Raw genomic sequence first — 24936 nt, 5'->3', positions numbered from 1 at the left:
GGCCCTCAGGCGCCGAGAATCCAGCCCTCTTCCTGTTCGACCTGGGCGATCAGGTCTGGGGCGGCGGTCTTGGGCGGGCCGAAGGCCCTGGCCAGGTCGCCGGCGTCGTCCATGCGGGCCAGGGCCTCGGCGGTGGTGCGCACCTGGGCCTGATCCTTGAACTCGCCCGGTTCCAGCGTGGCGGCGAACATTGAGGGCCAGACCTCCACGACCAGGGCGGACAGCGGCTCGACGTCGTCGGGCGTCAGTTCCCGCCAGCCGGTGCCGAACGGCCAGACGGCGCCGGACGGCCCCAGGCTTTCCAACAGGCGGCGCACGGCGGGAATGCCGACCAGGGTCTGGCCGCCCACGGCGCCCGCGCCATGCATCTGCCAGACGCTCTTGGGCTGAAGCCGTCCCTTGCGAACCGCGTCCTCGGTGGCGCGGAACTCGGGGATGTCGGCGCCGGCGCCAACCGGCGGCTTGGTCGTGGTCAGCCAGCGCTGCGCCTGTTTGGCCGGCGCGCCCCAGAAGGGCCAGGCCTCGTCGGTCATCAGCCGGTTCATCTTGGCCGCCACCTGATAGCGGTTGTTGGTGTTGTCGGCCTTGTCCACGATGTTGGCGGCGATGAATTTCCACATCGCTTGCCAAGGCGTCCCGTCCAGCTTCAGCCGCGCGGCCGTGCCGGCGGGATAGCCGAAGTTGAAGTCCAGCCCGACCAGAACGCGGTCGCCGCGCTTCCGGTGGTCGGCCAGGATGGAGGCCAGCAGGGCCTCGCCCTCGGCGCGCGTGGCGACGTTGTGGGTCTCGGTATAGAGGCGGAAACGCACGTCGCGCTTGGCCACGCCGATCCACAGCGAGGTGTCGCCCAGCTTCCTGGTTTCGGCGGCGGTCCAGTCGGCGACGACATAGGCGTCGAAAAGGCGGGCCAAGGCGGCCTCCTTGATAAAGGCGTCGGTAGGAATGAGCGGGGCTTCTACCGCCCCATCGCGGCGACCGAAAGGCCCTGTCGCGGATCAGCCCTTCAGCAGGGCCTCCATGTGCGACAGCCAGCGCCGGCCCAGCCGCAGGGCCTCGCCCGGCGAGCCGGTCTGGACGGGCAGGGCGGCGTCCCATAGCGCCAGTTCGAACTCGGGATGGCGCGCGTCGGCGAACATCAGGCGCAGCACCACCTGTTCGGCGTCGGGCGCCAGGACGTCCAGCGACTTGCGCGCCTCGCCGCGTCGGACGCGGGCCACGACATGGCCATCGACGATGATCTCGCCGCCCTCGACCTCGTCGAAGGCGTAGGCCAGGCCATGGGCGCCGTTGGCCCACAGCACCACCACCTGTTCGACGTCGAAGTTCAGGGCGCAGGCGCGCCCCTCGCCCGGCGACAGGGCCTCAACCTCGGGCGTGGCGCCCAGGGCCTTGAGCATGGCGCGGCGCAGGCGGCGCGGCGGCTCCATCCACCACGACAGCGCCAGGGCCAGGGTCGTCAGCAGGGCCGCCGCCAGGGCGATCAGCAGACCCACCCGCAAGGCGTCGGCCATCGGCGTCAGGCCTCCAGATCCAGTTCGACCACGACAGGCACGTGGTCGCTGGGCTTTTCCATGTCGCGGGCGTCGCGGTGGGTCTCGACGCCCCGGAAGCGGTCGGCGGCCTGGGGCGACAGCAGGGCGAAGTCGATGCGGATGCCGTGATCGCGCTGCCAGGCGCCGGCCTGATAGTCCCAGAAGGTGAAGGTTCCGGCCGGCTCGCCGCCGATCTCGTGCGCGTCGGCCAGGCCCAGGTTCTTAAGCGCGCGGAAGGCCTGACGGCTCTGGGGCTGGAACAGGGCGTCGTCGGTCCAGGCGGCGGGGGTCTTGGCGTCCTCGGCCTCGGGGATCACGTTGTAATCGCCGCAGAGGGCCAGCGGCTCCTCCAACGTCAGCAGGTCCTGCGCATGGCGGTTCAGCCGGTCGAACCAAGCCAGCTTGTAGGCGAACTTCTCGGTCCCGATGGGATTGCCGTTGGGCAGATAGATCGCGCCGACGCGGATCGGGCGCGGCGCCTCGATCAGGGCCTCGATGTAGCGGGCCTGTTCGTCGGCCTCGTCGCCCGGGAGGCCCCGCCGGATATCGGACAGCGGATATTTCGACAGCAGGGCGACGCCGTTGTAGCTCTTCTGGCCGTGGGTTTCGACATTGTAGCCCAGGCTCTCGAAGGCTTCGCGAGGGAACTTCTCGTCCACGCATTTGATCTCCTGGAAACAGGCGACGTCGGGGGCGGCCTGCTCCAGCCACGCCAGCACGGTGGGCAGGCGGGCGTTGACGGAGTTCACGTTCCAGGTGGCGATGCGCATGGGCCAAGGCTTAGGCTGCGTCTCGCGATCCGAAAAGACCGTCGTTCAAAAGAAAAAGGCCGCCGGATCGCCCGGCGGCCTTTCCTGTCCTTATCGAACCGTCGCTTACGGGCGGCCGCCGGCGGGGGCGGGCGCCGCAGCGGCCGGGGCCGTCGTCAGCTTACAGCCGCCGCCGATCTGCTGGGCGGTGGCGCAGGGGTAGATCTGCTGCACCACGTTTTCGGCGTTCACACGGGCGATGACGCCGTCGGCGCCGTCGCACTTGGCTTCATAGAAGACGCCGTTGGCGTTGCGGCCCATCAGCCGGGCCTCTGTGACGTTGCAGGGCGCGGCGGCGGAACCGGCCAGCAGCGTCTTCACATAGCCGGCGTTCTCGGCGGTGGTGGTGAAGTCGCACTTTCCGTTTTCAGCCAGGACCTGGATGCACGGGGTCTTGGTCCAGGCGCCGGCTTCCTGCTTGATCCAGTAGCCGGCGGCGTCCGAACAGCCGATTTCATAGACGATCGCGCCGTCGCCCGACTGGCCCAGAATCTTGGCCTGATCGACGGTGCAGGGAACGCTCGCCTGTTTGGCGTAGTCGCGCAGGAATTTCTGCGTGTCGGTGTTGGCGGCGATGGTGCATTGGGGGCCGACGTCGGCCGCCGGATCGGCGGCGCGGCGCTGCTCGGCGGTGTGGGCCAGGATGAGGCAGCTGGAAGCCTCGGGCGGCGTCTTGGTTTCCAGCATATAGCCGGGCGCGGCGCCGCAAGCGACTTCATAGACGGTAGTGCCCGTCGCGGTCTTGCCCAGCAGCTTGGCTTCGCTGACCTGACAGCCCGTCGTGGTCAGGGCCATCTGTTCCTGAGCGGCGGCCAGGATTTGCTCCGCCGTCGGGGCGGCCGGCGCCCGCTCGCGGCGGGGTTCGTTGTTTCGCCCTCTGATGCGCGAAGGCGTCACGGCTTGAGCAGGGGCTCGCGCGGCGCTGTCCGGATCAGTTGAAGGGGTTCCGGCGTCTTGCGCCAGGGCGGGCGCAGCGACCGCCGCGCTGAACAGAAGCGCCGCGACGGCGGCGAGAAGACGGGATTTCATCGGGAAACACCTGAGTTCTGAAAACTGGCAGACTTCGTGACCGGCTATTGGGTCCGGGTCAAGGCGGGTGGACGCGACCGGCCGCGCCAGACTACAACTCGGCGCGTTGCGATAGGAGACGGACTTGGCGGACGATGGGGCTGCGACTGTGGCGAGAGATGCGCGGGGGCTGACCTATCCGTTCGACGGCGCGCCCGCGCCGGGAGAGGCGGTGGAGGTCGCGCGCGGCGTGCTGTGGCTGCGGTTCGCCCTGCCGTTTCAACTGGATCATGTGAACGTCTATGCGCTGCGGGACGGCGAGGGCTGGGTGGTGATCGACACGGGCCTGCGGACGCCCGACGCCATCACGGCGTGGGAGGCGGCGCTGGCGGGGCCGCTGGAGGGACGGCCGATCACGCGGCTGATCTGCACCCATATGCACCCCGACCATATCGGTCTGGCCGGCTGGCTGTGCGAGCGGTCGGGCGCGCTGCTGTGGATGTCGCAGCTGGAATATGTGACGGCCCGGATGCTGATGACCGAGCAGGCCGGCGATGCGCCCGAGGACGGCGCGCGGTTCTTCCGCGCCGCCGGCTGGACGGAAGATCAGATCGAAAAATGGCGGGCGGACTATGGCGGGTTCGCCAAGGGCGTCGCGCCGATGCCGCGCAGTTATCATCGGCTGTCCGAGGGCGATACGGTCAGGATCGGCGACGACGACTGGACCGTGGTGATCGGCTCGGGCCACAGTCCCGAACATGTCTGCCTGTGGCGGCGGCCGGACGACGTCTTCCTGGCCGGGGATCAGATCCTGCCGCGCATATCGTCGAACGTTTCCGTCTGGCCGACCGAACCGATGGCGGACCCGCTGGGCGACTGGATGGCGTCGCTGGACAGGCTGCGTGGGTTGACGCCCGAGGGCGGGCTGATCCTGCCGGCGCACGGCGAGCCCTTTTATGGCGTTCATCTGCGGCTGGACGCGCTGAAGCGCGGGCACGAGACGGCGCTGAAACGGCTTGAGCGGACGTTGCGTCAACCGTCTAGGGTGATCGACGGTTTCCCGGCCGTGTTCGGTCGGGCGGTCGGAGACGGTGTTCTGGGCATGGCGACCGGCGAGGCCCAGGCGCATCTGAACTATCTGGAAAAGCGCGGCCGCGCCCGACGGACGCGCGACGAGAACGGCGTCGACTGGTGGACCGCCGTCGAACAGGACGAGGAAACGACGTGAGCGAACATATCCGCACAGAACTGGCCGATGGCGTCCTGACCGTGACGCTGAACCGACCCGACAAGAAGAACGCCCTGACCCAGGCCATGTACACGGGCCTGGCCGAGGCTGCCGAACGGGCCCGGACCGACGATGCGGTGCGGGTGCTGCTGTTCCGGGCGGAAGGCGACAGTTTCTGCGCCGGGAACGATATTCAGGATTTCATCAGCCTGGGCTCGCAAACCCAGACGCCGTCCGACCTGCCGGTGTTCCGGTTCCTGAAGTCGCTGGCCGATCTGGACAAGCCGGCCGTGGCCGCCGCCAGGGGCCGGGCCGTGGGCGTGGGCATGACCATGCTGCTGAACTGCGATCTGGTGGTCCTGGCCGAGGACGCCCTGTTGTCCGTGCCCTTCGTCAATCTGGCCATCGCGCCCGAGGCGGCGTCCAGCCTGTTGCTGCCGGCGGTGATCGGCCATCAGCGCGCCTTCGAGATGTTGGCGTTCGGAGAGGCTGTGGACGGGCGCACGGCCCTGGCCTGGGGCATGGCCAATCGGGCGGTTCCGGCCGATCAGGTCGATGCGACGGCGGCGGCCCTGGCCGCGCAGGTCGCCGCAAGGGCGCCCAACTCCATCCGCAAGACCAAGCGGCTGATGCGCGACGCCGAGGCGCTGTGGGGCCTGATGCAGCGCGAGGGCGAAGCCTTCGTGTCGCAGATGAAGAGCCCCGAGGCGATGGAGGCCTTCATGGCCTTCACCCAGAAGCGGGCGCCGGACTTCTCCAAGGTCGGCTGACCGTCACAAGACTGCGCCTTGATTTGGCGCAGCTTTGCTTCTAGGTGCGCGCGCCAATGTCGCACGCCCTCGCCACGCCCCCGGCCGTCAACCGTATCCAAGCCGAAACCCCGGCCGACGCCGAAGGCGTGGAGGGGCTGGTCATGGCCGCCTTCGGGCCAGGGCGGTTCGCCAAGACGGCCGAGCGTCTGCGCGAAGGCTCCACGCCGTCCGCCGGCTTCGTGGCCCATCATGAGGGGCGGGTGATCGGCTCGGTGCGCCTGTGGCCCGTCACGGTCGGGCCGACGCCGGCCCTGTTCCTTGGGCCGATCGCGGTGGACGCTGGGCGCCGCAGCGACGGTCTGGGCGCCGAACTGGTCGCGGCCTGTCTGGATCATGCGCGGACCTTGGCCGGGCAGGTGGGCGGGGTGCTGCTGGTGGGGGACCGGGCCTATTTCGAGCGGTTCGGCTTCATTCCCGCGCCGGAGGTGGTGCTGCCTGGGCCGGTGGATCGTCGACGCATCCTGTGGCTGGCGACAGGCGTCCCGACCGTATCCGGCGTCGTCGCCATCGCGCGATAGGGCTTTTTGCGCTGGATCAAGGCGCGCCCCGCCGACCGCGCGCATCACGCCCCTGACGCCGAAGAGCGGCCGCATCAGGCGGCCTGGACGTCGGGGATAACCGAAGCGAAAACCTACAGATTCGCCCTCCTGGCCGCCGTCGCCGCGGCCGCCGTCGGCACGCCGGTCCTGGCCCAGAGCGCCGCCGGGTCGAGCGCGGACGCCTGGAGCACGCCGCGCGCCGGCGACTGGATCGTCAACGGTCGCGTGACCGATGTCTTCTCTCAGGCCGACGACGCCATCACCACCGCCGCCGGCGCCGACAGCGGCCTGCACGTCGATGTGGGCGACAGCGTCATGCCGACGCTGGGCTTCACCTATTTCCTGACCGATCATCTGGCCATCGAGGCCATTCTGGGCGCCACCCAGCATGAGATTCGCGCCCAGGGCGGCGTGACGGACGTCGCGGTTCACGAAACCTGGGTCCTGCCGCCGGTGGTGACGCTGCAATACCGCCCGCTGACCGAAGGCCGATTCAGCCCCTATGTCGGGGCCGGCGTGAACTACATGGTCTTCTTCGACGGCAAGGATAAGAACAACTTCAAGGTCAAGCTGGACGACGGCTTCGGCTACGCCCTGCAGGCAGGCGCCGACATCGGCGTCAAAGGGCCGTGGAGCCTGAACGTCGACGTCAAGAAGGTCTGGTTCAACACCGACGCCGACATCAACGACGGCGCGCTGAAAAGCGACGTGAACCTGGACCCCTGGGTCGTGTCCGTGGGCTTTGGCCGCAAGTTCTGATCCGTGACCTAAAGGACCGCTGGCGCGCTGGACAGGTGACGAACCGATCCGGCGCGCCTAAGTCTTGCGAATGGCGGACGAGGCATCAAAGACCGGGCTGAACGCCCTGGCGCAAGCGGCGAAACAGGCTCCGGGACGCGGCGTCCCGCCGGTTCATCTGTGGAACCCCCGGCATTGCGGCGAGATCGACATCGTCATCCGGCGCGACGGCGTGTGGATGCACGAGGGATCGCCCATCGGCCGCAAGGAGCTGGTGCGGCTGTTTTCCACCGTCCTGCGCAAGGACCCCGACGGCTATCACCTGGTCACGCCGGTCGAGAAGATGAAGATCCGGGTCGAGGACTTGCCGTTCCGCGCCGTGGCGCTGGGGCGCGAAGGCGACGACCTGATTTTCACGACCGATGTCGGCGACGAGGTGCGGGCCGGTCCCGACGACGCCATCGTGGTCGAGACCGATCCGGTGACGGGCGAGCCGGCGCCCCGCATCCATGTGCGCCGCGATCTGTGGGCGCGGATCGCGCGGCCGGTCTTCTACGAACTGGTGGAACTGGCCGAGGAGGTGGACGGGCGGCTGATCGTGCGCTCGGGCGGTCAGGCCTTTTCGCTGGGAGCCGTGGCATGAGCCTGGATACGCTGAAGGCGCGTCTGAGCCAGAGGCTGGCGCCGGTCGACAGCTGGCGGCCGGGGGTGAAGCCCGACCGATCCGACTATGACCTGAACCCCGGCAGCGCGCGGGCGGCGGGGGAGCTGCGGCCGGCGGCGGTGCTGATCCCCGTGGTCGCGCGGCCCGAGGGGGCGACGGTGCTTCTGACGCGCCGGGCGGACACCCTGGCGCGGCACACGGGCCAGATCGCCTTTCCCGGCGGGCGGCTGGACCCTGGCGAAAACGCGGTTCAGGCGGCCCTGCGCGAGGCGGACGAGGAGGTGGCCTTGAAGCCCTCCGCCGTTCAGGTGCTGGGGCTGTCCGACGCCTACGAGACCGGCACCGGATTTCTGGTGACGCCGGTGATCGGCTGGCTGGACGCGGCCCCGGCCGTCACGCCGTCGCCGGACGAGGTGGCGGAGGTGTTCGAGACGCCGTGGGATTTCCTGATGGATGCGGCCAACCACCGGCGCGACTTCTATGATCTGGACGAGGGGCTGCGGCGCTGGTTCTGGGCCATGCCATGGGGCGAACGCTACATCTGGGGCGTGACGGCGGGCATTCTGAAAGGTCTGCACGCGCGGCTGTACGGCGACGAGACCCATCCGGTCGCCGCCGCCGACGAGGACGCGGCGTGAGCGTGTCGATGCGCGGCCAGCCGTGGCTGGAGGCGTCGGCGACCCGCGCGGTGATGACGGCGCTGGAGACGGCGGGCGGGACCGGCTGCGCGCGGTTCGTCGGCGGCTGCGTCAGAAACAGCCTGCTGGACCAGCCCGTGGACGACATCGACATCGCCACCCGACTGACGCCCGACCAGACGATGGCGGCGCTGAAGGCCGCCGGGCTGAAGGCCGTGCCGACCGGGGTGGAGCACGGCACGGTGACGGGGGTTTCGGAACGCCGACCCTATGAGATCACCACCCTGCGCCGGGATGTGGAGACCGACGGTCGCCGCGCCGTGGTCGCCTTCACCCAGGATTGGGCCCAGGATGCGGCGCGGCGCGATTTCCGCCTGAACGCCCTTTATGCGGATGCGGCGGGCCAGGTGTTCGATCCGACCGGGGGAGGGCTGGCCGATGCGGCGGCGGGGCGGATCGTCTTCGTCGGTGAGGCCCAGACGCGCATCCGCGAGGACTATCTGCGTATCCTGCGCTTTTTCCGGTTTTACGCCTGGTACGGGCGGGGTGCGCCCGACGCCGCCGGGCTGGCGGCCTGCGCGGCGCTGAAGGCCGGCATGGATCGGCTGTCGGCCGAGCGGGTGTCCAAGGAACTGCTGAAGCTGCTGGCCGCACCCGATCCGCGATCGGCGGTGCAGGCGATGGCCGAGGCGGGGGTGCTGGATCGGGTGCTGCCGCAGGTCCAGCCGCTGACGCTGTTTCAGGCCATCTGCGATCTGACGCCCGATCCGGTCCTGCGGCTGTCGGCGCTGCTGCCGGCCGAGGCGGCGGCGGTCGCGGGCGTGGCGGGGGCGTTGCGCCTGTCGAACGCGCAGCGGGATCGGTTGACGGCGGCGGTGGCGGACGGTCCCGTGGTCGCGCCGGACATGGGGGCGGTCCAGGCGCGGGCAGCCCTCTATCGGCTGGGGCGCGGCGCCTTTCAGGATCGGCTGGCGCGGGCGGAAGCGGCGGGGGGCGGCGACGGCGCGGCCTTGAGGGCGCTGGCGGCGGACTGGACGCCGCCGAAGCCGCCGGTGACCGGGCGTGACCTGGCGCGGCTGGGCGTTACGCCGGGACCGGAGACGGGGCGGCTGTTGAAGGCGTTCGAGGACGGCTGGATCGCCGACGACTTTCCCGCCGACGGGCACGAGGCGCGGCTGAAGGCGTTGACCGCGGCTAGCGGGCGCGGGTGAACTCGGTGATGACCGGCCGGTGGTCCGAGCCGGTCGGCTGGCCCAGGCGGCGCGTGATCAGGGCCAGGTCGGGCGAGCGATAGACCTGATCGATGGTGATGCCGGCGAAGGCGGGGGCCTGGCTGGGCCAGGTGCCGGGCCAGCCGGGCGCGGGGATCAGGTTCATGTCGGCCTGGATCTGTTTGCCGATCCGCGCGGTCGAGACGCTGTTGAAATCGCCGGCGGCGATGACGGGATTGGCCGGCGCGGCCAGCCGTCGCTCGGTCAGGGCCATGACCTGGGTGATCTGGCCCCACTGATACTGATAGGGCCAGGGCCGGGTCAGATGCACGGCGAAGACGTTGATCGGCCCGATGGGCGTCTTCACCACGGCGCCGGCCGCGCTGAGGCCGTCCGGCCGGTCGGGCAGGCGCTGGATGATCGGATAGCGCGAGGCGACGATGGACTGGGCATGGTCGCCCGGCCCGCGCATCCGCCCCACGGCGGTGCGATGGGGATAGCCGGCCAGAAGCGTGTCCAGCCGGTCCGCCGGGGCCTCGCCCACCTCGACCAGCACCAGGATGTCGGCGTCGGCCGCGACGATGGAGCGTCGCATGGCCTCCACGTCGGTGTTGAAGACCCACAGATTGGCCGAATACAGCCGCACGATGGGCGTGTCCGTCGCGGCCGTCCCGCGCGTCGGCGTCCACTGAGGCCAGACCGCGATAATCAGCACCAGACAGGCCGCCGCGCCCACGCCGGCGGCGGGCCACAGGCGCAGCAACAGACAGACGGCGGTCGCCGCCACGGCCGCCAGCAGGGCGGGGGCGGTGAACTGGGCCAGGATGTCGACCCAGCGATGGCCGACGCCGCTCAAGGCCGCGATCCCGAATACCGCCAGGCCCGCAAGGGCGACGCCGGCCAGTGCATTCGCCGTCAACTTGAACAGGGTCATCGGCGCACCGACCTTTCGGATTGAACAAGGACGCGTCGTCCCGCGTTAGGGCGACGCTTGGAGGGCGATATGGCCGCACGGTCAATCCGCGATATCGAAAACATCTGGTCCAATGTCGAGGGCGTCAAGAAGCTGTCCGACCGGGTCATCGGCATCGGCCCGTTCGGCATGGGGCTGGATGCGATGCTGACCTGGGTGCCGGTGGTGGGCACGGTCTATACGGTCGGCACCGGCGGCTGGCTGATGCTGCAGGCGGTGCGGGCCAAGGCGACGCCGGCCACCCTGGCGCGGATGGGGGCCTATATGGCCTTCGACGCGGCGACGGGAACGGTGCCGCTGGCCGGCGATCTGGTGGACACCTTCTTTCCCGGCCAGCTGATGGCGGCGCGCGCGTTGCAGAAACATATCGAAAGCACCCACTGGGTCGAGGATAGCGAGGCCAACGCCCGAGCCAGCGGCGACCACGACCGACACGAGGCCAAGGTGCAGGGCGAAAAGGGCCTGAAGCGGATCGTCTATCTGCACGACTGAAAAAAGGATGGCTGGGGGTCGCGCTCCATCCTATCCGCCGAACTGAAGTCGCTTGAAAACAGTCGCTTGTCGGGCGCCAGCGACCATCTTCCGGCCTGAGGACGCGACGCAAGCAGACTGATCTCCGACGACAACGGAGATTTCGATGAGCGACGACTTCAGCGCGCGTCTGGCCCTGCCTTATCTGGCGGCGGGGCAGATGCAGAAACACGTGACCCTGAACACGGCCCTGACGCGGCTGGACGCCCTGTTGCAGACGGCCGCGGTCAGCCGGACGACGACGGTCCAGCCGGGCGCCCCAGCAGACGGCGACCTCTACATCCTGCCGGCCGATGCCCAGGGCGCGGCTTGGGCGGGGCGGGGCGAAGGCAGCCTGATGCGGTTCGAGGCGGGCGGCTGGGCCGCGGTGCCGACGCCCATCGGCCTGATCGCCGTGGTGCGGGATGAAGCGGTGGTGGTGGTTCGGGGCCAGACGGGCTGGATGCCGCTGGGGGCCTGGCTGGGCCAGGCCCAGGGCCTGACCCGGCTGGGGCTGGGGACCACGGCGGATGCGGCCAATCCTTTGTCGGCCAAGCTGAATTCGGCCCTGTTCACAGCCCGAGAGGTCGAGGACGGCGGCGACGGCGACCTGCGGCTGACGTTCAACAAACAGGCGGCGGGGGATGTGCTGTCGCTGCTGTTCCAGAGCGGATACGCGGCCCGCGCCGAACTGGGGCTGGTGGGCGACGACGATCTGGGGCTGAAGACCTGCGACGAGGCGGGCGTCTGGCGCTCCGTCTTCCGTGTGGACCGCGCCACCGGCCGGGTCGCCTTCGACCAGGGCGCGGTGCGGCGCGAGACGATCCTGATGACCGCCGACGGCGACTATTCGCCCCCGGCCTGGGCGCGCTGGATCGAGGCCGTCTGCGTCGGCGGCGGCGGGGCGGGCGGGGCCGGTCTGGCGGGCCCGGCCGGAACCCCGCGCTTCGGCGGCGGCGGGGGTGGCGCGGGCGGTCTGAGCCAGGGCAGCTGGGCGGTCGAGGAGCTGGACGGCGCCCTGTCGGTCACGGTCGGCGCGGGCGGCCAGACGGGAGCCGGCGGTGAAAGCCGGATCGCGGTCAACGGCGTCGTTTTGCTGCGCGCCTCGGGCGGATTTGCCGGATCGACCGGGGCGGGCGGCGGGGCGGCTGGCGGCTCCGGCGGTTTGGGTCTGCGCGCGGCCAACGGGGGCGGGGCGTCCTCGATCACGGCGTCTGGCGGGGCGGGGGGCGAGAGCCTGTGCCCCGACGGTCCGGGCGGCGGCGCGGGCGGCGGGGGACTGAGCGCGACCGACAGCGCACGAGCGGGCGGCGTCGGCGGGGCGGGCGGATGGTCGACTGTGCGCGCGCCGGGCGGGGCTGCGGGGGCTGCGGGGGCGGCGTCCGGTCCGGCCCTGTCCCTGGTCGGAGGAGGCGGCGGGGGCGGAAACGCCTCGGCCAGCGGCGCGGGGTCGCCGGGCGGCCCAGGCGGCGGTTTCGGGGCCGGGGGCGGCGGCGGCGGCGCGGGCCTGACGGCGGGCGGCGCGGGCGGTTCGGGCGCGGCCGGCGCGGTTCGCATCACGGTGGTCGGATGAGCCGGCGCAGACATCCGGCCGAGCCGGTCGAGGTGCTGGAGGACGAGGCGTGGGAAGCGCCCGACAGTCTCAGCGACACCGAATGGCGGGCGCAGTCGGGCTGGGACGGCCGCTGCGATCCAGGCCCCTATGACGAGGAGGACGGACGATGAGCGGACGTGTTCAGAAACCCCTGGCGGAGGGGCGCTGGCTGTTTCGCCGCCTCTACGCCTTTGCGGTCAGCGCGGGGCTGTGGGTGCTGCTGATGCAGGTGGTGGGGCGGATGCCGGCCCAGATGCTGCCGCGCACGGCGGACGGGTTGATGGGCCTGCTGGCCCTGATCCTGGTTCTCTATCTGGTGGCCCCGACGGCCCAGCAACTGATCGCCCTGTCGGCCAATGCGCGGCTGCGAATGCCGGGAGGGCGGCCATGAGCTTTCGTCTGTCCGTCCGATCTCGCGCGCGGTTGCAGGGCGTGCATCCGGCCCTGATCGCCGTGGTCGAGGCGGCCATTTTGCGCTCGTCGGTGGATTTCATGATCACCGAGGGGCTGCGCTCGCCGGCGCGTCAGGCGGCCCTGGTCAAGGCCGGGGCCAGCCGGACCCAGCGGTCGCGCCACCTGACCGGCCATGCCGTCGATGTCGCCGCCCTCGTCGAGGGGCAGGTGCGTTGGGACTGGCCCCTGTATGGCCGGATCGCCGAGGCGTTCAAGGCGGCGGCCTTTGAGCAGAAGACGCCGCTGATCTGGGGCGGCGACTGGAAGACGCTGCGCGACGGGCCGCATTTCGAACTGGACCGAAAGGCGTTTCCATGAGCGCGCCGTCGCTGTTGCGCGCCCTGACGCCGCTGGGCTGGGTAGCGGCGGGCGTCGCGGCCGTGGTCTGCCTCGTCGTCCTGCTGGGCGGGCTGGGCTTCCGCTGGGACCCGCTGAACCTGCAGCAGAAACGCCTTGCGGTCGCGCAGGATCGGGCCCGCACAGCCTCGGCCGAGGCGGCGGCGCAAGACTGGGCGCGGCGGCTGGAGGCTGAAGGCGCGGCGGACCAGGCGCTGCGTGTCGACCACTATCAACAGAAGACGACGAAGGCCGAGCGGGCGACCGCCGCAGTCCTCGTCCAGGCCAGGAGCGCCGATGACGCCGACCAATCCTTGGACCCCCGCCGCACTGGTCGTCTGCGCGATCATGACGGCCAACTGTGCCGGATCGCGCCCGAGCTCGACGGTTGCGCCGCCGCGACTGGCCTTGCCGCCCGCAGCGACACGCCCCTGCGCCCTGGCGATCCTGCCGGCTGAGCCGACCACGGGCGATCTTGAGGCGGCCTATGTGCTGCGCGGCGCCCAGATCGTGGCCTGCGACGGCGCGCGACGCCTGGCGGTCGAGACGCTGCTGGCCGAACGGGCCATGCAAGCGGCGCAACGGACAGGGCAGGGCGCCGCGCGATGAAGACCCTGCAAAAACGACTCGGCAACTTCTGCCGTGCGACGGCCGGACTTGCCGGGTCGTTTCGCCGCTCAATCCCAAAAGTTCAATGAAATCAGAGCGCGGCCAGGCCAAAGCGCGCTTTGGCGACTGGCCCCGCCCTTGCTCCTGATGGGACCGAGCAAAACGCTCCTGACGCTAAAATGGCGTCGGACATCACACGAAGTGAACAGGAAAAGCCAAAATGGCTAACAGCATCAATACGAACTACGGCGCCGCCATCGCGCTGCAGAACCTCAATGCGACCAACGCTCAGCTGGATCGCACGCAGAACCGTGTCAACACGGGCCTGAAAGTCGCCACCGCCAAGGATAACGGCGCGATCTACGCCATCGCGACGACCCAGCGCGCCAATATGGGCGCCATGGATGCGGTCAAGAATTCGCTGCAGCGCGGCCAGTCCATCGTCGATGTGGCCCTGGCCGCCGGCGACACCGTCACAGCCGCTCTGGAAGAGATGAAGCAGCTGGCGGTCAACATTCAGTCGTCCGTCGCCGGCTCCGACGCCGAAACCGCCTATCTGGCCGATTTCAACGCCCTGGGCGGCGAGATCGACAAGGCGCTGAAAGGCGCCAGCTTCGACGGCGTCAACCTGTGGAACACGACCACGGCGACCAATCTGACCACCAGCGTCAGCGGCGGAACCTATCAGATCGGCTTCGGCACGGTGGACAAGGCGGCGGCGACCCCGATCACGGCCGTTTCGGCCGGCACGGCCGCACGGGCCGGCGCCACGACCACCATCGTCGATGCGGCGATCAAGGAAGTCACCACCAACCTGGCCACCCTGGGCACCCAATCCAAGTCGGTCGGCCGCCAGTTGACCTTCGTCGGCAAGCTGCAGGACGCGACCGAGGCCGGCATCGGCAATCTGGTGGACGCCGACCTGGCCAAGGAAAGCGCCAAGCTGACCGCCCTGCAGACCAAGCAGCAACTGGGCGTTCAGGCGCTGTCGATCGCCAACTCCTCAAGCCAGATCCTGCTGAGCCTGTTCCGCAACTAAGGCGGCGGTTCGGCTTCCCGTTTCGGCGCGGGCGCCTAATGCGTCCGCCCGCTACAGCGTGCCTGTTGCCCGGCAGAACTTGCCGGGCGCGGCCATCAGCCCGGCAAATTCTGCCGGGAAGGAAGGACGGTAAACCGCAGGTTAACATGTAAAAACAGTGACTTATGCGATCTATGGGCCGAGAATTCTGGCCCGGCAATTGCTTCTTACCCACCGAGCAAAAAGCTCCTGGCGTCAAAATGACGTCGGACATCACTTGAAGTGAAAAAGGACAGCCAAAATGGCTAACAGCATCAATACCAATTACGGCGCGGCCATCGCGCTGCAGAACCTCAACGCCACCAACGCCGCGTTGTCGACGACTCAAAACCGGATCAGCACCGGTCAGAAGGTCTCCTCGGCCAAGGACAATGGCGCCATCTTCGCCATCGCCACCACCCAGCGCGCCAACATGGGCGCCATGGATGCGGTCAAGAACTCGCTGCAACGCGGTCAATCGATCGTGGATGTGGCCTTGGCGGCGGGCGACACTGCGACCTCGGCCCTGCAGGAGATGAAGGCCCTGGCGGTCAACATCGCCTCTTCGACCGGCGACGCGCAGACGGCCTATCTGGCCGACTACAACGCCCTGGGCAAGGAAGTGGCCTCGGCGCTTTCGGGCGCCAGCTTCGACGGCGCCAATCTGTGGACCACGGCCGCTGTCACCAACCTGACCACCAATACGTCGGGCGGCACCTATGCGATCGGCTTCGCCGCCGCGCCGTCGGCCGACGCCACCCTGACAGCCGTCAACACGGGCGCGATCACCGCCGCCAATGCGACCGTCGCGAACGTGGACGCCGCGATCAAGACCGTGACGACCAGCCTAGCCACCCTGGGCACCCAGTCCAAGTCGGTCGGCCGCCAGCTGACCTTCATCGGCAAGCTGCAGGATGCGACCGAGGCCGGCATCGGCAATCTGGTGGACGCCGACCTGGCCAAGGAAAGCGCCAAGCTGACGGCGCTGCAGACCAAGCAGCAACTGGGCGTGCAGGCGTTGTCGATCGCCAACTCCTCCAGCCAGAGCCTGCTGAGCCTGTTCCGCTGAGGCCCGGAGGCGTGATCCGTTTCGACGGCGCGCCAAGGCTTCGCAACCGGGGGCCGGCTTCGTCCGGCCGCCAACTTCCCTGAGCAAAATGCTCCCGTCGCCAAAAGGGCGACGGCCATCACGAAGTGAAGAAGGACAGCCAAAATGGCTAACAGCATCAATACCAACTACGGCGCTTCGATCGCCCTGCAGAATCTGAACACCACCAACGCTCAGCTGCAGACGACACAAAACCGGATCAACACCGGTCAGAAGGTATCTTCGGCCAAGGACAATGGCGCAATCTTCGCCATCGCCACGAGCCAGCGGGCCAGCATGGGCGCGCAGGATGCGGTGAAGAACTCGCTGCAACGGGGCCAGTCGATCATCGACGTCGCCCTGGCCGCCGGCGATACGGCCGTGTCCGCCCTGCAGGAGATGAAGGCCCTGGCGGTCAACATCGCGTCTTCGTCGGGCGACGCCCAGGCGGCCTATCTGGCCGACTGGAATGCGCTGGGCAAGGAGGTCGATTCGGCTCTGAAAGGCGCCAGCTTCGACGGCGTGAACCTGTGGAACGGCACGACTGCCACCAACGTCACGACCTCGACGGCATCGACGGGCAATACCTACGAGATCGGCTTCGGAACGACGGACAAGGCGGCCGCCACGGCGATCACGGGAGTCACGACGGCGGCTGTCGCTCCGACGGACGCCGCCACCACCGCCGCCTTCGCCACCAAGGTGGACGCCGCCATCAAGGCGATGACCACCGATATGGCGACCCTGGGCACTCAGTCGAAGTCGGTCGGTCGCACGATCAACTTCGTCGGCAAGCTTCAGGACGCGCTGGAATCCGGCATCGGCAATCTGGTCGACGCCGATCTGGCCAAGGAAAGCGCCAAGCTGACGGCCCTGCAGACCAAGCAACAGCTTGGCGTGCAGGCGCTGTCGATCGCCAACTCGTCCAGCTCGATCCTGCTGGGCCTGTTCCGCTAAGGCGACCGGCCGGGGCGGCTCCGTCGCCCCGGCCGAGCGTCGTTCACCCCCTAGAGGCGCGTGGACCCATCCGCGCGGGGAGCCATGACAAATCATGTCGCGAGAGTAACAAGCGTACCCCAGATCGCTTCAACGCCTGCGTCCGGCCCGGTCGCGCAACCCCACGCCCGAAACGACAACAGCGACGTCGGCCAGTATCGCCTGACCATCGAGGCGGTCGGCAACAACCGCTATGTCTATAAGGTCCTGGACCGGGTGACGGGTGAGGTGATCCGACAGCTGCCGCGCGAGGACGTGCAGAAACTGGCCGTCGATCCGACCTATCGCGGCGGCAAGGTGGTAAACACCTCCGTCTGACGGCGGGGGTCGGTTCTGGAAATGTGAACGCCGCCGGCTCGCCGGACGGCGCAATCATGGTTTCCGGGGCGTTAACCCTCCGCTCACGACTCATGGTTAATGCTGGAGCTAACAGAACGTCCGGGGCTTGAAGCCATGACCACCAGCATCCACACCAACACCTCGGCGATGATCGCCCTGCAGAATCTGAACAGGACCAACGATCAGTTGGCTTCGACGCAGAGCCGGGTGAATACGGGGCTGAAGGTTCAAGGCGCGCGGGACAACGCGGCCGTCTGGGCCGTGGCCCAGGGACAGCGCGCGGATCGCGGGTCGCTGGAAGCCGTCGCAACCAGCCTGAAACGCGCGACCTCCATCGCCGACGTGTCGCTGGCGGCCGGCGAGCAGATTTCGGACCTTCTGGTCGAGCTGAAGAGCAAGGCCACCGCCGCCTCCGACGAGAGCGCCACCCTGGCTATGCGGACCTCCTACAACGACGAGTTCCAGGCCCTGCTGAAGTCGGTCCAGTCGTTCGCGGACAATGCGATCTTCGACGGATCCAACATTCTGGATGGCACGGCGACCGCCGGCATCAACTTCCTGGCCAGCGCCGATGGTGCGGAAACCATCACGCTGAACCGCCAGAACCTGACGCTGGCCGGACTGGGGCTGGCCGCCAATGCAGCGGCGACGCCCGCCACGGCGGCGCCGGACCTGCTGACCAAGGCCAAGGCCGACGACGCCCTGACGCGGATCAACGCCGCCATCTCCACCAGCACGGCGCGCCTGGCCGAACTGGGCGCCCAGTCCAAGCAGATCGAACGTCACACCACCTATGTCGGCAAACTGTCCGATGCGCTGGAGGCGGGCATCGGCAATCTGGTAGATGCGGACATGGCCAAGGAAAGCGCCCGCCTGACCGCCTTGCAGGTGCAGCAGCAACTGGGCGTCCAGGCCCTGTCCATCGCCAACCAGTCGCCGCAGATCATCCTGTCGCTGTTCAAGGGCTGATCGGGATTTAAGGGTTCGTTATCGGGCTGGCGGCATGATCGACGCGGAGCCGCCTGAATGATCAACAACAGCTATCTGCTGGGTCTGTTCGGGACGTCGACGGGGGCGTCGTCGTCGCCTATCGGCATGGCCGCCACGCCCGCGAAGGCAAAGAAGACCCAGCCGACGGCGCCGTGGGCCTCCACCGCCGCCGCTGCGGCGCCCAAGGCCAGCGACATGGTGCGCGCCGCGCTGGCCGGGCGGCGACTGATCAACGAGGCCGCCGTCGATCTGGACATGGCCGGCGCCTCCACCGACTATCGCAAGCTGTTCGCCCTTTATCAGGGCCTGAACGCCCTCAGCGCCCTGGCCGACCGCGCCAACGCCAAGGGCCTGAGCAGCGCCGAGGCCGCCCAGGTCGGCAAGCGGTTCGAGGCGGGCATGGTCGAGATGTCGGACTATCTGAAGTCCGCCGGTTTCGAGGACGTGCGGATGGTGCAGGGCGTGTCCAAGTCCACGGTCAAGACCGGCTTTGCGCTGGAGAAGGCCCAGACCACCTTCACCACGACCCCGATCCACGACGGCGCGCTGAGCGACAGCGTCAAGGCGTTCCAAGGCGACGTGAAGTTCGCCGTCACCATCCGCACCAACGCCGGGACGCAGTCGGTCGGCATCGACCTGTCCGACATGGGCGCCACGCCCCGGACGATGGACAATGTGATCGCCCATATCAACGGCGCGCTGGAGGCCGCCGGGGTCGACACCCGCGTCGAGCGGCAGATGATCGAAAGCCAGCCCAAGGTCATCAAGAGCGGCTCAAAGACCATCACCCTGCCGGCCGGGCCGGATCAGTGGGCGCTGCGGGTGCGCGGCGCCGTGGGCGAGACCGTCGGCTTCCAGGCCGTCGATACGTCCGATGCGGTCTATGTGACCCAGGGCTCCGGCGCCAAGGGCGCGGCGCAGCTGCTGAAGTTCCAGGCCGACGGCGGCGCGGCGCCTGGCGCCCAGCAGGGCGTCGACGATCCCTTCTGGGTCGAGGGGCGGGCGGGCCAGACCGATCTGCCCGCCGGGGTCGCCGCCGTCCGCGCCAGCGCGCCCGCGCCGGACGGCGCGATCTGGGTGGTCGCCGACCTGACCCAGGGCGCCGCCAATCAGCCGATCAAGGGCGCCCGCGACGTGGCCCTGCTGAAATACGATTCAGGCGGAAACCTGCTCCAGACCAAGCTGCTGGGCGCCGCCTCGAGCGCGAACGGCTTCTCCATCGCGGTGGACGCCGACGGTCGGGTCGCGGTGGCGGGTTCCGTCACCGGGGCGCTGGAGCCGGGCAAGAGCGGCGACGTGGCCAACACCGCCGACAGTTTCGTCACCGTCTTCGACGACGACGGCAAGGAGTTGTGGACCCAGAGACGCGGCGCCAAGGCGGCGGACGAGGCGACCGAGGTCAGCTTCGGCGCGGACGGCATGGTCTATGTCGCCGGGCGCTCCAAATCCGCCATGCCGGGACAGGCGGCCCTGGGCGGCTGGGATTCCTATCTTCAGACGTTCCAGGAAAAGCCGGTCAAGATCAACGGCCCGGACGTCGGGGTGAACCTTTCGACGCTTCAGTTCGGCACCGATGGCGACGATTCCGTCCAGGCCATGACGGTGTCGGGGGCCGACATCTATACCGCAGGCGTCGAGGACGGCCGCGCCGTCGTGCGCCGCTTCACCCTGGACGGGTCCGGCGTGCCGACCCTGGCGGCGACGCGCGACCTGGGGCTGGCCAGCGGCTCCATCGCCGGGATTTCGGTGGAGAACGGCCAGGTCGTGTTGACGGGACAGACGGACAATCCAGCTCTGGATATCGGCACGGTGACCAAGGCCCATGCCGGCGGAACCGACGTCTTCGTGGCCACCCTGTCGACCGATCTGCAATCCGCGTCCAGCGACCGGCTGACCTATTTCGGCGGGTCCGGCAATGACACCGCCGCCGACGTCAAGATCAAGGACGGCAAGGTCTGGATCACCGGCACGAACCGCGACGCGGGCGCCGCCAAGACCGATCCGACCAGGGCCTATCTGGCGCGGCTGGACCTGGCCACCGGCGCCGTCGAATACAATCAGACCTGGCGCGGGGAGGGGGACCAGGTCACGCCGACCAGCCTCAGCATCGTCTCCGGCGGCGCCAGCGTTCTGGACCGGCTGGGCCTGCCGCAGGGCGAGATCATGCAGGCGGACTCCAAGCTTCTGACCGTGGCCACGTCGGCGCGTGTCGGCGATCAGTTCAGCATCTCCCCGGCCGGCGGAGGGCGCGCCGTCGCCGTGACGATCGAGGCCAAGGATACGCTGGACACCCTGGCCAAGAAGATCATGACGGCCTCCAACCGCCAGCTGAAGGCCACCGTCATCACCGATTCGCGCGTCGTGCCGCCGGTGCAGCGGCTGCAGATCGTGGCCGCCGACAACAAGGACGGGGCCGTCATCTCGGCCGGAGCGGTGGGCAAGGACGCCCTGGCCGCGCTGGGGCTGTCGCCCGGCTTCGTCGGCAAGACAGGCGACAAGTCGGCCAAGACCTATGGGCTGAACCTGCCCAACACCCTGAATCTGAACGACCCGGCCGGCATCAAGGCCGCCATCGACGCCTTGGCTCAGGCCATGACGGCGGTGCGTTCGGCCTATCGGTCGCTGGGGCCGCAGACGGCGCCGACCACCAACACCCAGACGGTCGGCGGCTCCTCCACCGCCTATCAGCAGACCCAGGCCGCCAATTTCCAGGCCGCCCTGAACCGCCTGACGGCCTGACGCCGCGCAAGGGGCGGCCAAGGCGGTTGACGCCCGGCGCCCGGTCGGAGTTATTGGCCCTCTCATCCGCGAAAGCCCCTCCATGGCCCTTCCGAAAGACAACCGCGTCATCCTGTTGGCCGGCGCAGGTCTGGTGATCGTCGCCGCCGTCGTGCTGGCCCTGATCTTCACCGGCGGCGGCGACAAGCCGACCGAGGCGCCGCCGGCGTCCAAGGGCGGGCTGGTGGTCAATCTGGCCGAAGCCCCCTCGCTGGAGCCGACGCGCGAGCTGCGCTGTTTCGTCGACGGTCAGTTCGTGGGCATGGCGACCCTGGCCGACTGCGCGCGCCGCAACGGGCTGGCCACCGACGCGCTCGACGTCGGGCTGGATTCGACCGGCGCCCTGGCCGCCGCGCCGACCGCCGCCTTCGCCCCGCCGCCGCAACTGCCCGCCGTGCAGATGACCGAGACGCCCCCTACCGCCAGCGTGGAGCAGACCCCCGCGCCGCGTCCGACGCCGGCCGCCTCGGGCAGCCCCTGTCTGCGTCACACCGGCTCGGACTGGCGGACCCTGTCGGCCGGCATGAGCCTGAACGCCTGCGTCCAGGCGCTGTACGCCGGAACCTGCGTCGGGCCGGGCGACGCCCAGTACGGCCGCTGGGGCGACACCACCCTGCGCCTGGTGCCGCGCCGGGTGGAACAGTCCAGCGACAACGCGCGTTTCCGCACCCTGGCCGAGCAGGATCGCAACTGCCAATTTCCCGGGATGAACTGATGCGCCTCGCCGTTCTCGCCGCCGTCGCCGGGGTCGCCTTATTGGGCGCCTGCTCCAACCAGCCGAAGTATGAGTTCGCCGAAGGCGCCTGCTATTTCGTGGCCACGCCGGACAATGAGCCGCCGCGCCTGCAGAAGATCGCCGACGACCAGCCTCAGCTGGAGCAATGCGCCGCGCGTCTGGAAGAGATGCGTCTGCGTTTCCTGCGCATGGGCGGCTCGAACCAGGAGATCGCGGGCGCCTATCAGGGCCGGTTCATCTTCGTGGATCGCGAGGGGGTCAAGATCGGCAAGAGCCTGACCGGCAGCCGCTTCTTCGCCATGGCGCGCACCGGCGACGGCCGTCTGGCCATTCCCGGCGCCATCCAGCGCGACGAGACGGGACGCCCCATCGCCATCGCGGCGGAGCCCGCCACGAAGTAGGCCTTGCGTGAGGCGAACAAAGGTGGAACATTTCGTTAATCCACTGGTTTGGCGGGTCTGATGTCGAATGCGGCTGGCGGTGATCCGCTTCGGCCCTAAGACATCCGGCTGAATTACGGGGCGGGCGAGAGACGCGCCGCCCTTCGAGAGAAGGAAGTTTTCATGGCGGGCAGCGTCAACAAGGTCATTCTGGTCGGCAACCTGGGTCGCGACCCGGAAATCCGCTCCATGCCCAACGGCGACCGGATCGCCAATCTGTCGATCGCGACCTCGGAGACCTGGCGCGACAAGTCCTCGGGCGAGCGCAAGGAAAAGACCGAGTGGCACCGGGTCGTCATCTTCAACGACAACATCGTCAAGGTGGTCGAGAACTATGTGAAGAAGGGCTCGACCGTCTATATCGAGGGCGCGCTGCAGACCCGCAAATGGACCGATCAGCAGGGCGTCGAGAAATACTCGACCGAGATCGTGGTCAGCCGCTTCAAGGGTGAACTGACCATGCTGGGCGGCCGTTCGGAAGGCGGTTCGTCGGGCGGCGGTTACGGCGGCGGCGGCGGCGGCGGTCGCGGCGACGACGACTATTCGTCCGGCTTCTCCACCGGCGGGGCCAACAAGCCCAGCGGTCCCAAGGAAAGCTACGACCTGAACGACGACATCCCGTTCTGAGGTCGGATCGGTGGGGCGGGGGCCTTACAGCTATCGTGAGGATCCCGCCGTGCCGGCCTTCGCCGACGACCGGCCGGTGGTGCTGTTCGACGGGGATTGCGCCCTGTGTTCCGGCTCGGCGCGCACGATCCTGAAGCACGACCGGGCGGGCCGGATCCGTCTGGCGCCCACGCAGTCGCCGCTGGGGCGGGCGCTGCTGGTCCACTACGGCGTCGATCCCGACGATCCCTATACGATGCTGTTGATCCAGGACGGCGTGGCGCGCCAGCGCTCGGACGGCGTATTGGGCATCGCCGCCCTGCTGCCGTCGCCCTATCGGCTGGCGGTTCTGGCGCGGATCGTCCCGCGCGGAGTTCGCGACACCCTGTATGATTTCATCGCGCGCCGCCGCCGCCGCTTTCCCGGCGCGACATGGTGCGCCATGCCGCCGCAAGGCGTGGATCTGAGCGACAGGGTGTTGGGATGAGCGGACGGGTCCTGGTGCTGGGCGCCAACGGTTTCATCGGCTCCCACGTCGCGGCGGCCCTGGCCTCGGCCGGTTGGTCGGTGCGGGCCGGGGCGCGCCGCATCGCCGAACCGGCCCGCCGCGCGCCCGGTTTCGACTGGGCGCCCGCAGACTTTTCACGACTGACGACGGCCGAGGCCTGGGAACACATACTGGAGGGCGTCGATGCGGTGGTGAACTGCGTCGGCGTGCTGCAGGACGGCGGCGGCGACAGCACCCGCGCCGCCCACGTCGATGGACCGCGCGCCCTGATCGCGGCGTGTCAGGCGTCGGGCGTGCGGCGGCTGGTGCATATTTCCGCCGTTGGCGCGGACGAGGCGGCCGGCACCCCCTATGCCCGCACCAAGGCCGAAACCGAGCGACTGGTCGAGGCCAGCGGCCTGGACTGGCTGATCCTGCGGCCGTCGCTGGTGGTGGATCGGGCGGCGTTCGGCGGCACGGGACTGATCCGGGCGCTGGCGGCCTTTCCGGCGTTCAGCCCGGTCGTCGGCGGCGACCAGACCTTCCGGCCCATTCCGCTGGGCGACCTGTGCGCCGCCGTCGTCGCGGCGGTGAAGCCGGGCGCGCCGTCGCGCCAATCGTTGGACATGCCAGGGCCGCAGGCGGTGAGCATGGTCGAGACGGTGCGGCTTTATCGCGGCTGGATGGGTCTGAAGCCTGCGCCGGTCGTTCGCGTGCCGCGCGCCCTGGCCGCGCCCGCCCTGGCCATAGGCGACCTGCTGGGGCGGCTGGGATGGTCTTCGCCGATCCGCACGACCGCCATCAAACAGATGGATCACGATGTCGCCGGTCGAGACAGCGGTTGGGCCCAGGCGCTGGACGTGCGCTCGCGCGGCTTTACGGACTTTCTGGCCCAGACCCCGGCCTCGGTTCAGGATGTCTGGCACGCGCGGCTGTGGTTCGTGCGGCCGGTCGCCATCCTGACGCTGGGCCTGTTCTGGCTGATCACGGGGCTGATCAGTTTCGGGCCGGGCTGGAACGGCGCCGTCGCCATCCTGCATGAGGGCGGTTATGGCCGTCTGGCTGGCCCCGTCGCCTGGTGGGGGGCGCTGCTGGACGTGGTGCTGGGGCCGATGCTGTTCGTGCGGCCGTGGACGGCGCGGGTGGCGATCTTCATGTGCCTGGCCACGGTCGGCTATCTGATCGCCGGGACGATCAGCCTGCCGCATTACTGGGTCGACCCGCTGGGGCCATGGGTGAAGGTCTTGCCGATGATGGCGCTGTGCCTGTTCGTCGCCGCCACGGACGCCCGCCGATGAGCCTGTATGTCCTGCTGAAGATCATCCACATCCTGTCGGGCGCGGTCCTGTTCGGAACGGGGGCGGGGATCGCCTTCTTCATGCTGCGCGCCCACGCGACCAGGGACGCAAGGACGGTGGCGGATGTCGGCAAGATCGTGGTTCTGGCCGATTTCGTCTTCACCGCCAGCGCCGTGGTGGTTCAACCGATCAGCGGGCTGGGGCTGATCCATCTGCAGGGCTGGTCCCTGACCAGCCCGTGGCTGCTGGCGGCCTATGGCCTCTATGTCTTCGTCGGCGTCTGCTGGCTGCCGGTGGTGTGGATCCAGTACCGGATGATGACGCTGGCCGAACAGGCGGCGGGGCAGGGCGCGCCGTTGCCGCCCGCCTATCACCGGCTTTTCCGCTGGTGGTTCGCACTGGGTTGGCCGGCGTTCGCGGGCGTCCTGGCCATCTACTGGCTGATGGTCGCAAAGCCCGAGTTCTGAT

General features: G+C 69.1%; 31 protein-coding genes. 26 read left to right on the top strand and 5 right to left on the bottom strand.

The features are described 5' to 3' along the window. Positions 1 to 5 precede the first annotated feature (5 nt). The 4 genes from B3Z70_RS05760 to B3Z70_RS05745 form a co-directional block, all read right to left on the bottom strand. Positions 6 to 911 carry a cobalamin biosynthesis protein CbiG gene (locus B3Z70_RS05760; RefSeq protein WP_292024108.1) on the bottom strand — a complete coding sequence of 302 codons (906 nt, stop codon included), beginning with the start codon at positions 909 to 911 and terminating at the stop codon, positions 6 to 8. An 84-nt stretch (positions 912 to 995) separates the two neighbouring features. Next, positions 996 to 1511 (bottom strand): hypothetical protein, encoded by a 516-nt coding sequence (locus B3Z70_RS05755; protein WP_292024109.1) that lies wholly within the window; start codon positions 1509 to 1511, stop codon positions 996 to 998. 5 nt (positions 1512 to 1516) lie between these two features. After that, entirely contained in the window at positions 1517 to 2302 is a 786-nt protein-coding gene (xth, locus tag B3Z70_RS05750) for an exodeoxyribonuclease III (protein WP_292024110.1), read from the bottom strand. Between the two features lie 105 nt (positions 2303 to 2407). Then, entirely contained in the window at positions 2408 to 3370 is a 963-nt protein-coding gene (locus B3Z70_RS05745) for a hypothetical protein (RefSeq protein ID WP_292024111.1), read from the bottom strand. 124 nt (positions 3371 to 3494) lie between these two features. Between B3Z70_RS05745 and B3Z70_RS05740 the strand changes: the two genes are divergently transcribed. From B3Z70_RS05740 to B3Z70_RS05710, 7 genes are all read left to right on the top strand, one after another. Next, a complete protein-coding gene (locus B3Z70_RS05740; protein ID WP_292024112.1) occupies positions 3495 to 4577 on the top strand; it encodes an MBL fold metallo-hydrolase in 1083 nt (360 codons plus the stop codon). After that, the gene (locus B3Z70_RS05735) at positions 4574 to 5347 is read left to right on the top strand and encodes an enoyl-CoA hydratase-related protein (RefSeq protein ID WP_292024113.1); all 774 of its coding nucleotides are present in this window, start codon (positions 4574 to 4576) and stop codon (positions 5345 to 5347) included. The genes B3Z70_RS05740 and B3Z70_RS05735 overlap by 4 nt, the downstream gene beginning before the upstream one ends. A 56-nt stretch (positions 5348 to 5403) precedes the next feature. Next, positions 5404 to 5907 carry a GNAT family N-acetyltransferase gene (locus B3Z70_RS05730; RefSeq protein WP_292024114.1) on the top strand — a complete coding sequence of 168 codons (504 nt, stop codon included), beginning with the start codon at positions 5404 to 5406 and terminating at the stop codon, positions 5905 to 5907. Positions 5908 to 6036: 129 nt separating this feature from the next. Continuing rightward, positions 6037 to 6687, top strand: coding sequence for an OmpW/AlkL family protein (locus B3Z70_RS05725; protein WP_292044928.1), 651 nt, complete (start codon positions 6037 to 6039; stop codon positions 6685 to 6687). Between the two features lie 70 nt (positions 6688 to 6757). Beyond that, positions 6758 to 7309: a DUF1285 domain-containing protein gene (locus B3Z70_RS05720; RefSeq protein WP_292019999.1), complete on the top strand. Its 552-nt coding sequence runs from the start codon at positions 6758 to 6760 to the stop codon at positions 7307 to 7309. Next, complete coding sequence (locus B3Z70_RS05715; RefSeq protein WP_292019997.1) at positions 7306 to 7968, top strand: CoA pyrophosphatase; 663 nt, start codon at positions 7306 to 7308, stop codon at positions 7966 to 7968. Before B3Z70_RS05720 ends, B3Z70_RS05715 begins: the two co-directional genes overlap by 4 nt. Further along, complete coding sequence (locus tag B3Z70_RS05710) at positions 7965 to 9179, top strand: CCA tRNA nucleotidyltransferase (RefSeq protein WP_292044907.1); 1215 nt, start codon at positions 7965 to 7967, stop codon at positions 9177 to 9179. The genes B3Z70_RS05715 and B3Z70_RS05710 overlap by 4 nt, the downstream gene beginning before the upstream one ends. Here B3Z70_RS05710 and B3Z70_RS05705 read toward each other — a convergent pair. After that, positions 9163 to 10113 carry an endonuclease/exonuclease/phosphatase family protein gene (locus B3Z70_RS05705; RefSeq protein WP_292044905.1) on the bottom strand — a complete coding sequence of 317 codons (951 nt, stop codon included), beginning with the start codon at positions 10111 to 10113 and terminating at the stop codon, positions 9163 to 9165. The two genes, B3Z70_RS05710 and B3Z70_RS05705, sit on opposite strands and share 17 nt — an antisense overlap. A 69-nt stretch (positions 10114 to 10182) precedes the next feature. On the opposite strand from B3Z70_RS05705, the gene B3Z70_RS05700 reads away from it, so the two are divergent. The 19 genes from B3Z70_RS05700 (at position 10183) to B3Z70_RS05610 (ending at position 24935) form a co-directional block, all read left to right on the top strand. Beyond that, positions 10183 to 10644: a DUF4112 domain-containing protein gene (locus B3Z70_RS05700; RefSeq protein ID WP_292020738.1), complete on the top strand. Its 462-nt coding sequence runs from the start codon at positions 10183 to 10185 to the stop codon at positions 10642 to 10644. A gap of 145 nt (positions 10645 to 10789) precedes the next feature. Beyond that, a complete protein-coding gene (locus B3Z70_RS05695) occupies positions 10790 to 12235 on the top strand; it encodes a DUF2793 domain-containing protein (RefSeq protein ID WP_292044903.1) in 1446 nt (481 codons plus the stop codon). Continuing rightward, positions 12232 to 12387 carry a hypothetical protein gene (locus B3Z70_RS05690; protein WP_292044902.1) on the top strand — a complete coding sequence of 52 codons (156 nt, stop codon included), beginning with the start codon at positions 12232 to 12234 and terminating at the stop codon, positions 12385 to 12387. Before B3Z70_RS05695 ends, B3Z70_RS05690 begins: the two co-directional genes overlap by 4 nt. Then, positions 12384 to 12647, top strand: coding sequence for a hypothetical protein (locus B3Z70_RS05685; RefSeq protein ID WP_292021229.1), 264 nt, complete (start codon positions 12384 to 12386; stop codon positions 12645 to 12647). Before B3Z70_RS05690 ends, B3Z70_RS05685 begins: the two co-directional genes overlap by 4 nt. Beyond that, the gene (locus tag B3Z70_RS05680; RefSeq protein ID WP_292021227.1) at positions 12644 to 13027 is read left to right on the top strand and encodes a M15 family metallopeptidase; all 384 of its coding nucleotides are present in this window, start codon (positions 12644 to 12646) and stop codon (positions 13025 to 13027) included. Before B3Z70_RS05685 ends, B3Z70_RS05680 begins: the two co-directional genes overlap by 4 nt. Continuing rightward, on the top strand, positions 13024 to 13503 hold the full coding sequence (locus B3Z70_RS05675) for a hypothetical protein (RefSeq protein WP_292021226.1): 480 nt from the start codon (positions 13024 to 13026) through the stop codon (positions 13501 to 13503). The genes B3Z70_RS05680 and B3Z70_RS05675 overlap by 4 nt, the downstream gene beginning before the upstream one ends. Continuing rightward, positions 13454 to 13654, top strand: a complete 201-nt coding sequence (locus B3Z70_RS05670) for a hypothetical protein (RefSeq protein ID WP_292021224.1) — start codon at positions 13454 to 13456, stop codon at positions 13652 to 13654. The genes B3Z70_RS05675 and B3Z70_RS05670 overlap by 50 nt, the downstream gene beginning before the upstream one ends. 220 nt (positions 13655 to 13874) lie before the next feature. Continuing rightward, positions 13875 to 14693 (top strand): flagellin, encoded by an 819-nt coding sequence (locus B3Z70_RS05665; RefSeq protein WP_292021221.1) that lies wholly within the window; start codon positions 13875 to 13877, stop codon positions 14691 to 14693. A 280-nt stretch (positions 14694 to 14973) separates the two neighbouring features. After that, the gene (locus B3Z70_RS05660; protein ID WP_292021219.1) at positions 14974 to 15780 is read left to right on the top strand and encodes a flagellin; all 807 of its coding nucleotides are present in this window, start codon (positions 14974 to 14976) and stop codon (positions 15778 to 15780) included. Between the two features lie 144 nt (positions 15781 to 15924). Continuing rightward, a complete protein-coding gene (locus tag B3Z70_RS05655; protein ID WP_292021217.1) occupies positions 15925 to 16755 on the top strand; it encodes a flagellin in 831 nt (276 codons plus the stop codon). Positions 16756 to 16839: 84 nt separating this feature from the next. Beyond that, the gene (locus B3Z70_RS05650) at positions 16840 to 17112 is read left to right on the top strand and encodes a flagellar protein FlaG (RefSeq protein ID WP_292021215.1); all 273 of its coding nucleotides are present in this window, start codon (positions 16840 to 16842) and stop codon (positions 17110 to 17112) included. A gap of 135 nt (positions 17113 to 17247) precedes the next feature. Further along, the gene (locus tag B3Z70_RS05645) at positions 17248 to 18102 is read left to right on the top strand and encodes a flagellin (protein ID WP_292021213.1); all 855 of its coding nucleotides are present in this window, start codon (positions 17248 to 17250) and stop codon (positions 18100 to 18102) included. Between the two features lie 57 nt (positions 18103 to 18159). Continuing rightward, on the top strand, positions 18160 to 20862 hold the full coding sequence (locus tag B3Z70_RS05640; RefSeq protein WP_292044901.1) for a transcriptional regulator: 2703 nt from the start codon (positions 18160 to 18162) through the stop codon (positions 20860 to 20862). A gap of 82 nt (positions 20863 to 20944) precedes the next feature. Then, positions 20945 to 21616, top strand: coding sequence for a hypothetical protein (locus B3Z70_RS05635; protein ID WP_292044899.1), 672 nt, complete (start codon positions 20945 to 20947; stop codon positions 21614 to 21616). Further along, positions 21616 to 22038 carry a hypothetical protein gene (locus tag B3Z70_RS05630; protein WP_292019241.1) on the top strand — a complete coding sequence of 141 codons (423 nt, stop codon included), beginning with the start codon at positions 21616 to 21618 and terminating at the stop codon, positions 22036 to 22038. The genes B3Z70_RS05635 and B3Z70_RS05630 overlap by 1 nt, the downstream gene beginning before the upstream one ends. A gap of 162 nt (positions 22039 to 22200) precedes the next feature. Beyond that, positions 22201 to 22704, top strand: coding sequence for a single-stranded DNA-binding protein (ssb, locus tag B3Z70_RS05625; RefSeq protein ID WP_292019243.1), 504 nt, complete (start codon positions 22201 to 22203; stop codon positions 22702 to 22704). 49 nt (positions 22705 to 22753) lie between these two features. Further along, positions 22754 to 23170, top strand: coding sequence for a thiol-disulfide oxidoreductase DCC family protein (locus B3Z70_RS05620; protein ID WP_292019245.1), 417 nt, complete (start codon positions 22754 to 22756; stop codon positions 23168 to 23170). After that, positions 23167 to 24468, top strand: a complete 1302-nt coding sequence (locus B3Z70_RS05615; protein WP_292019248.1) for an SDR family oxidoreductase — start codon at positions 23167 to 23169, stop codon at positions 24466 to 24468. Before B3Z70_RS05620 ends, B3Z70_RS05615 begins: the two co-directional genes overlap by 4 nt. After that, positions 24465 to 24935 carry a DUF2269 family protein gene (locus B3Z70_RS05610; protein WP_292019250.1) on the top strand — a complete coding sequence of 157 codons (471 nt, stop codon included), beginning with the start codon at positions 24465 to 24467 and terminating at the stop codon, positions 24933 to 24935. Before B3Z70_RS05615 ends, B3Z70_RS05610 begins: the two co-directional genes overlap by 4 nt. Position 24936: the final 1 nt, after the last annotated feature.

This window comes from Brevundimonas sp. UBA6550, assembly GCF_002434505.1.
Taxonomy (GTDB): Bacteria; Pseudomonadota; Alphaproteobacteria; order Caulobacterales; family Caulobacteraceae; genus Brevundimonas.
The sequence above is the reverse complement of the archived record's forward strand: the minus strand, read 5'-3'. Positions and strand labels throughout refer to the sequence as shown.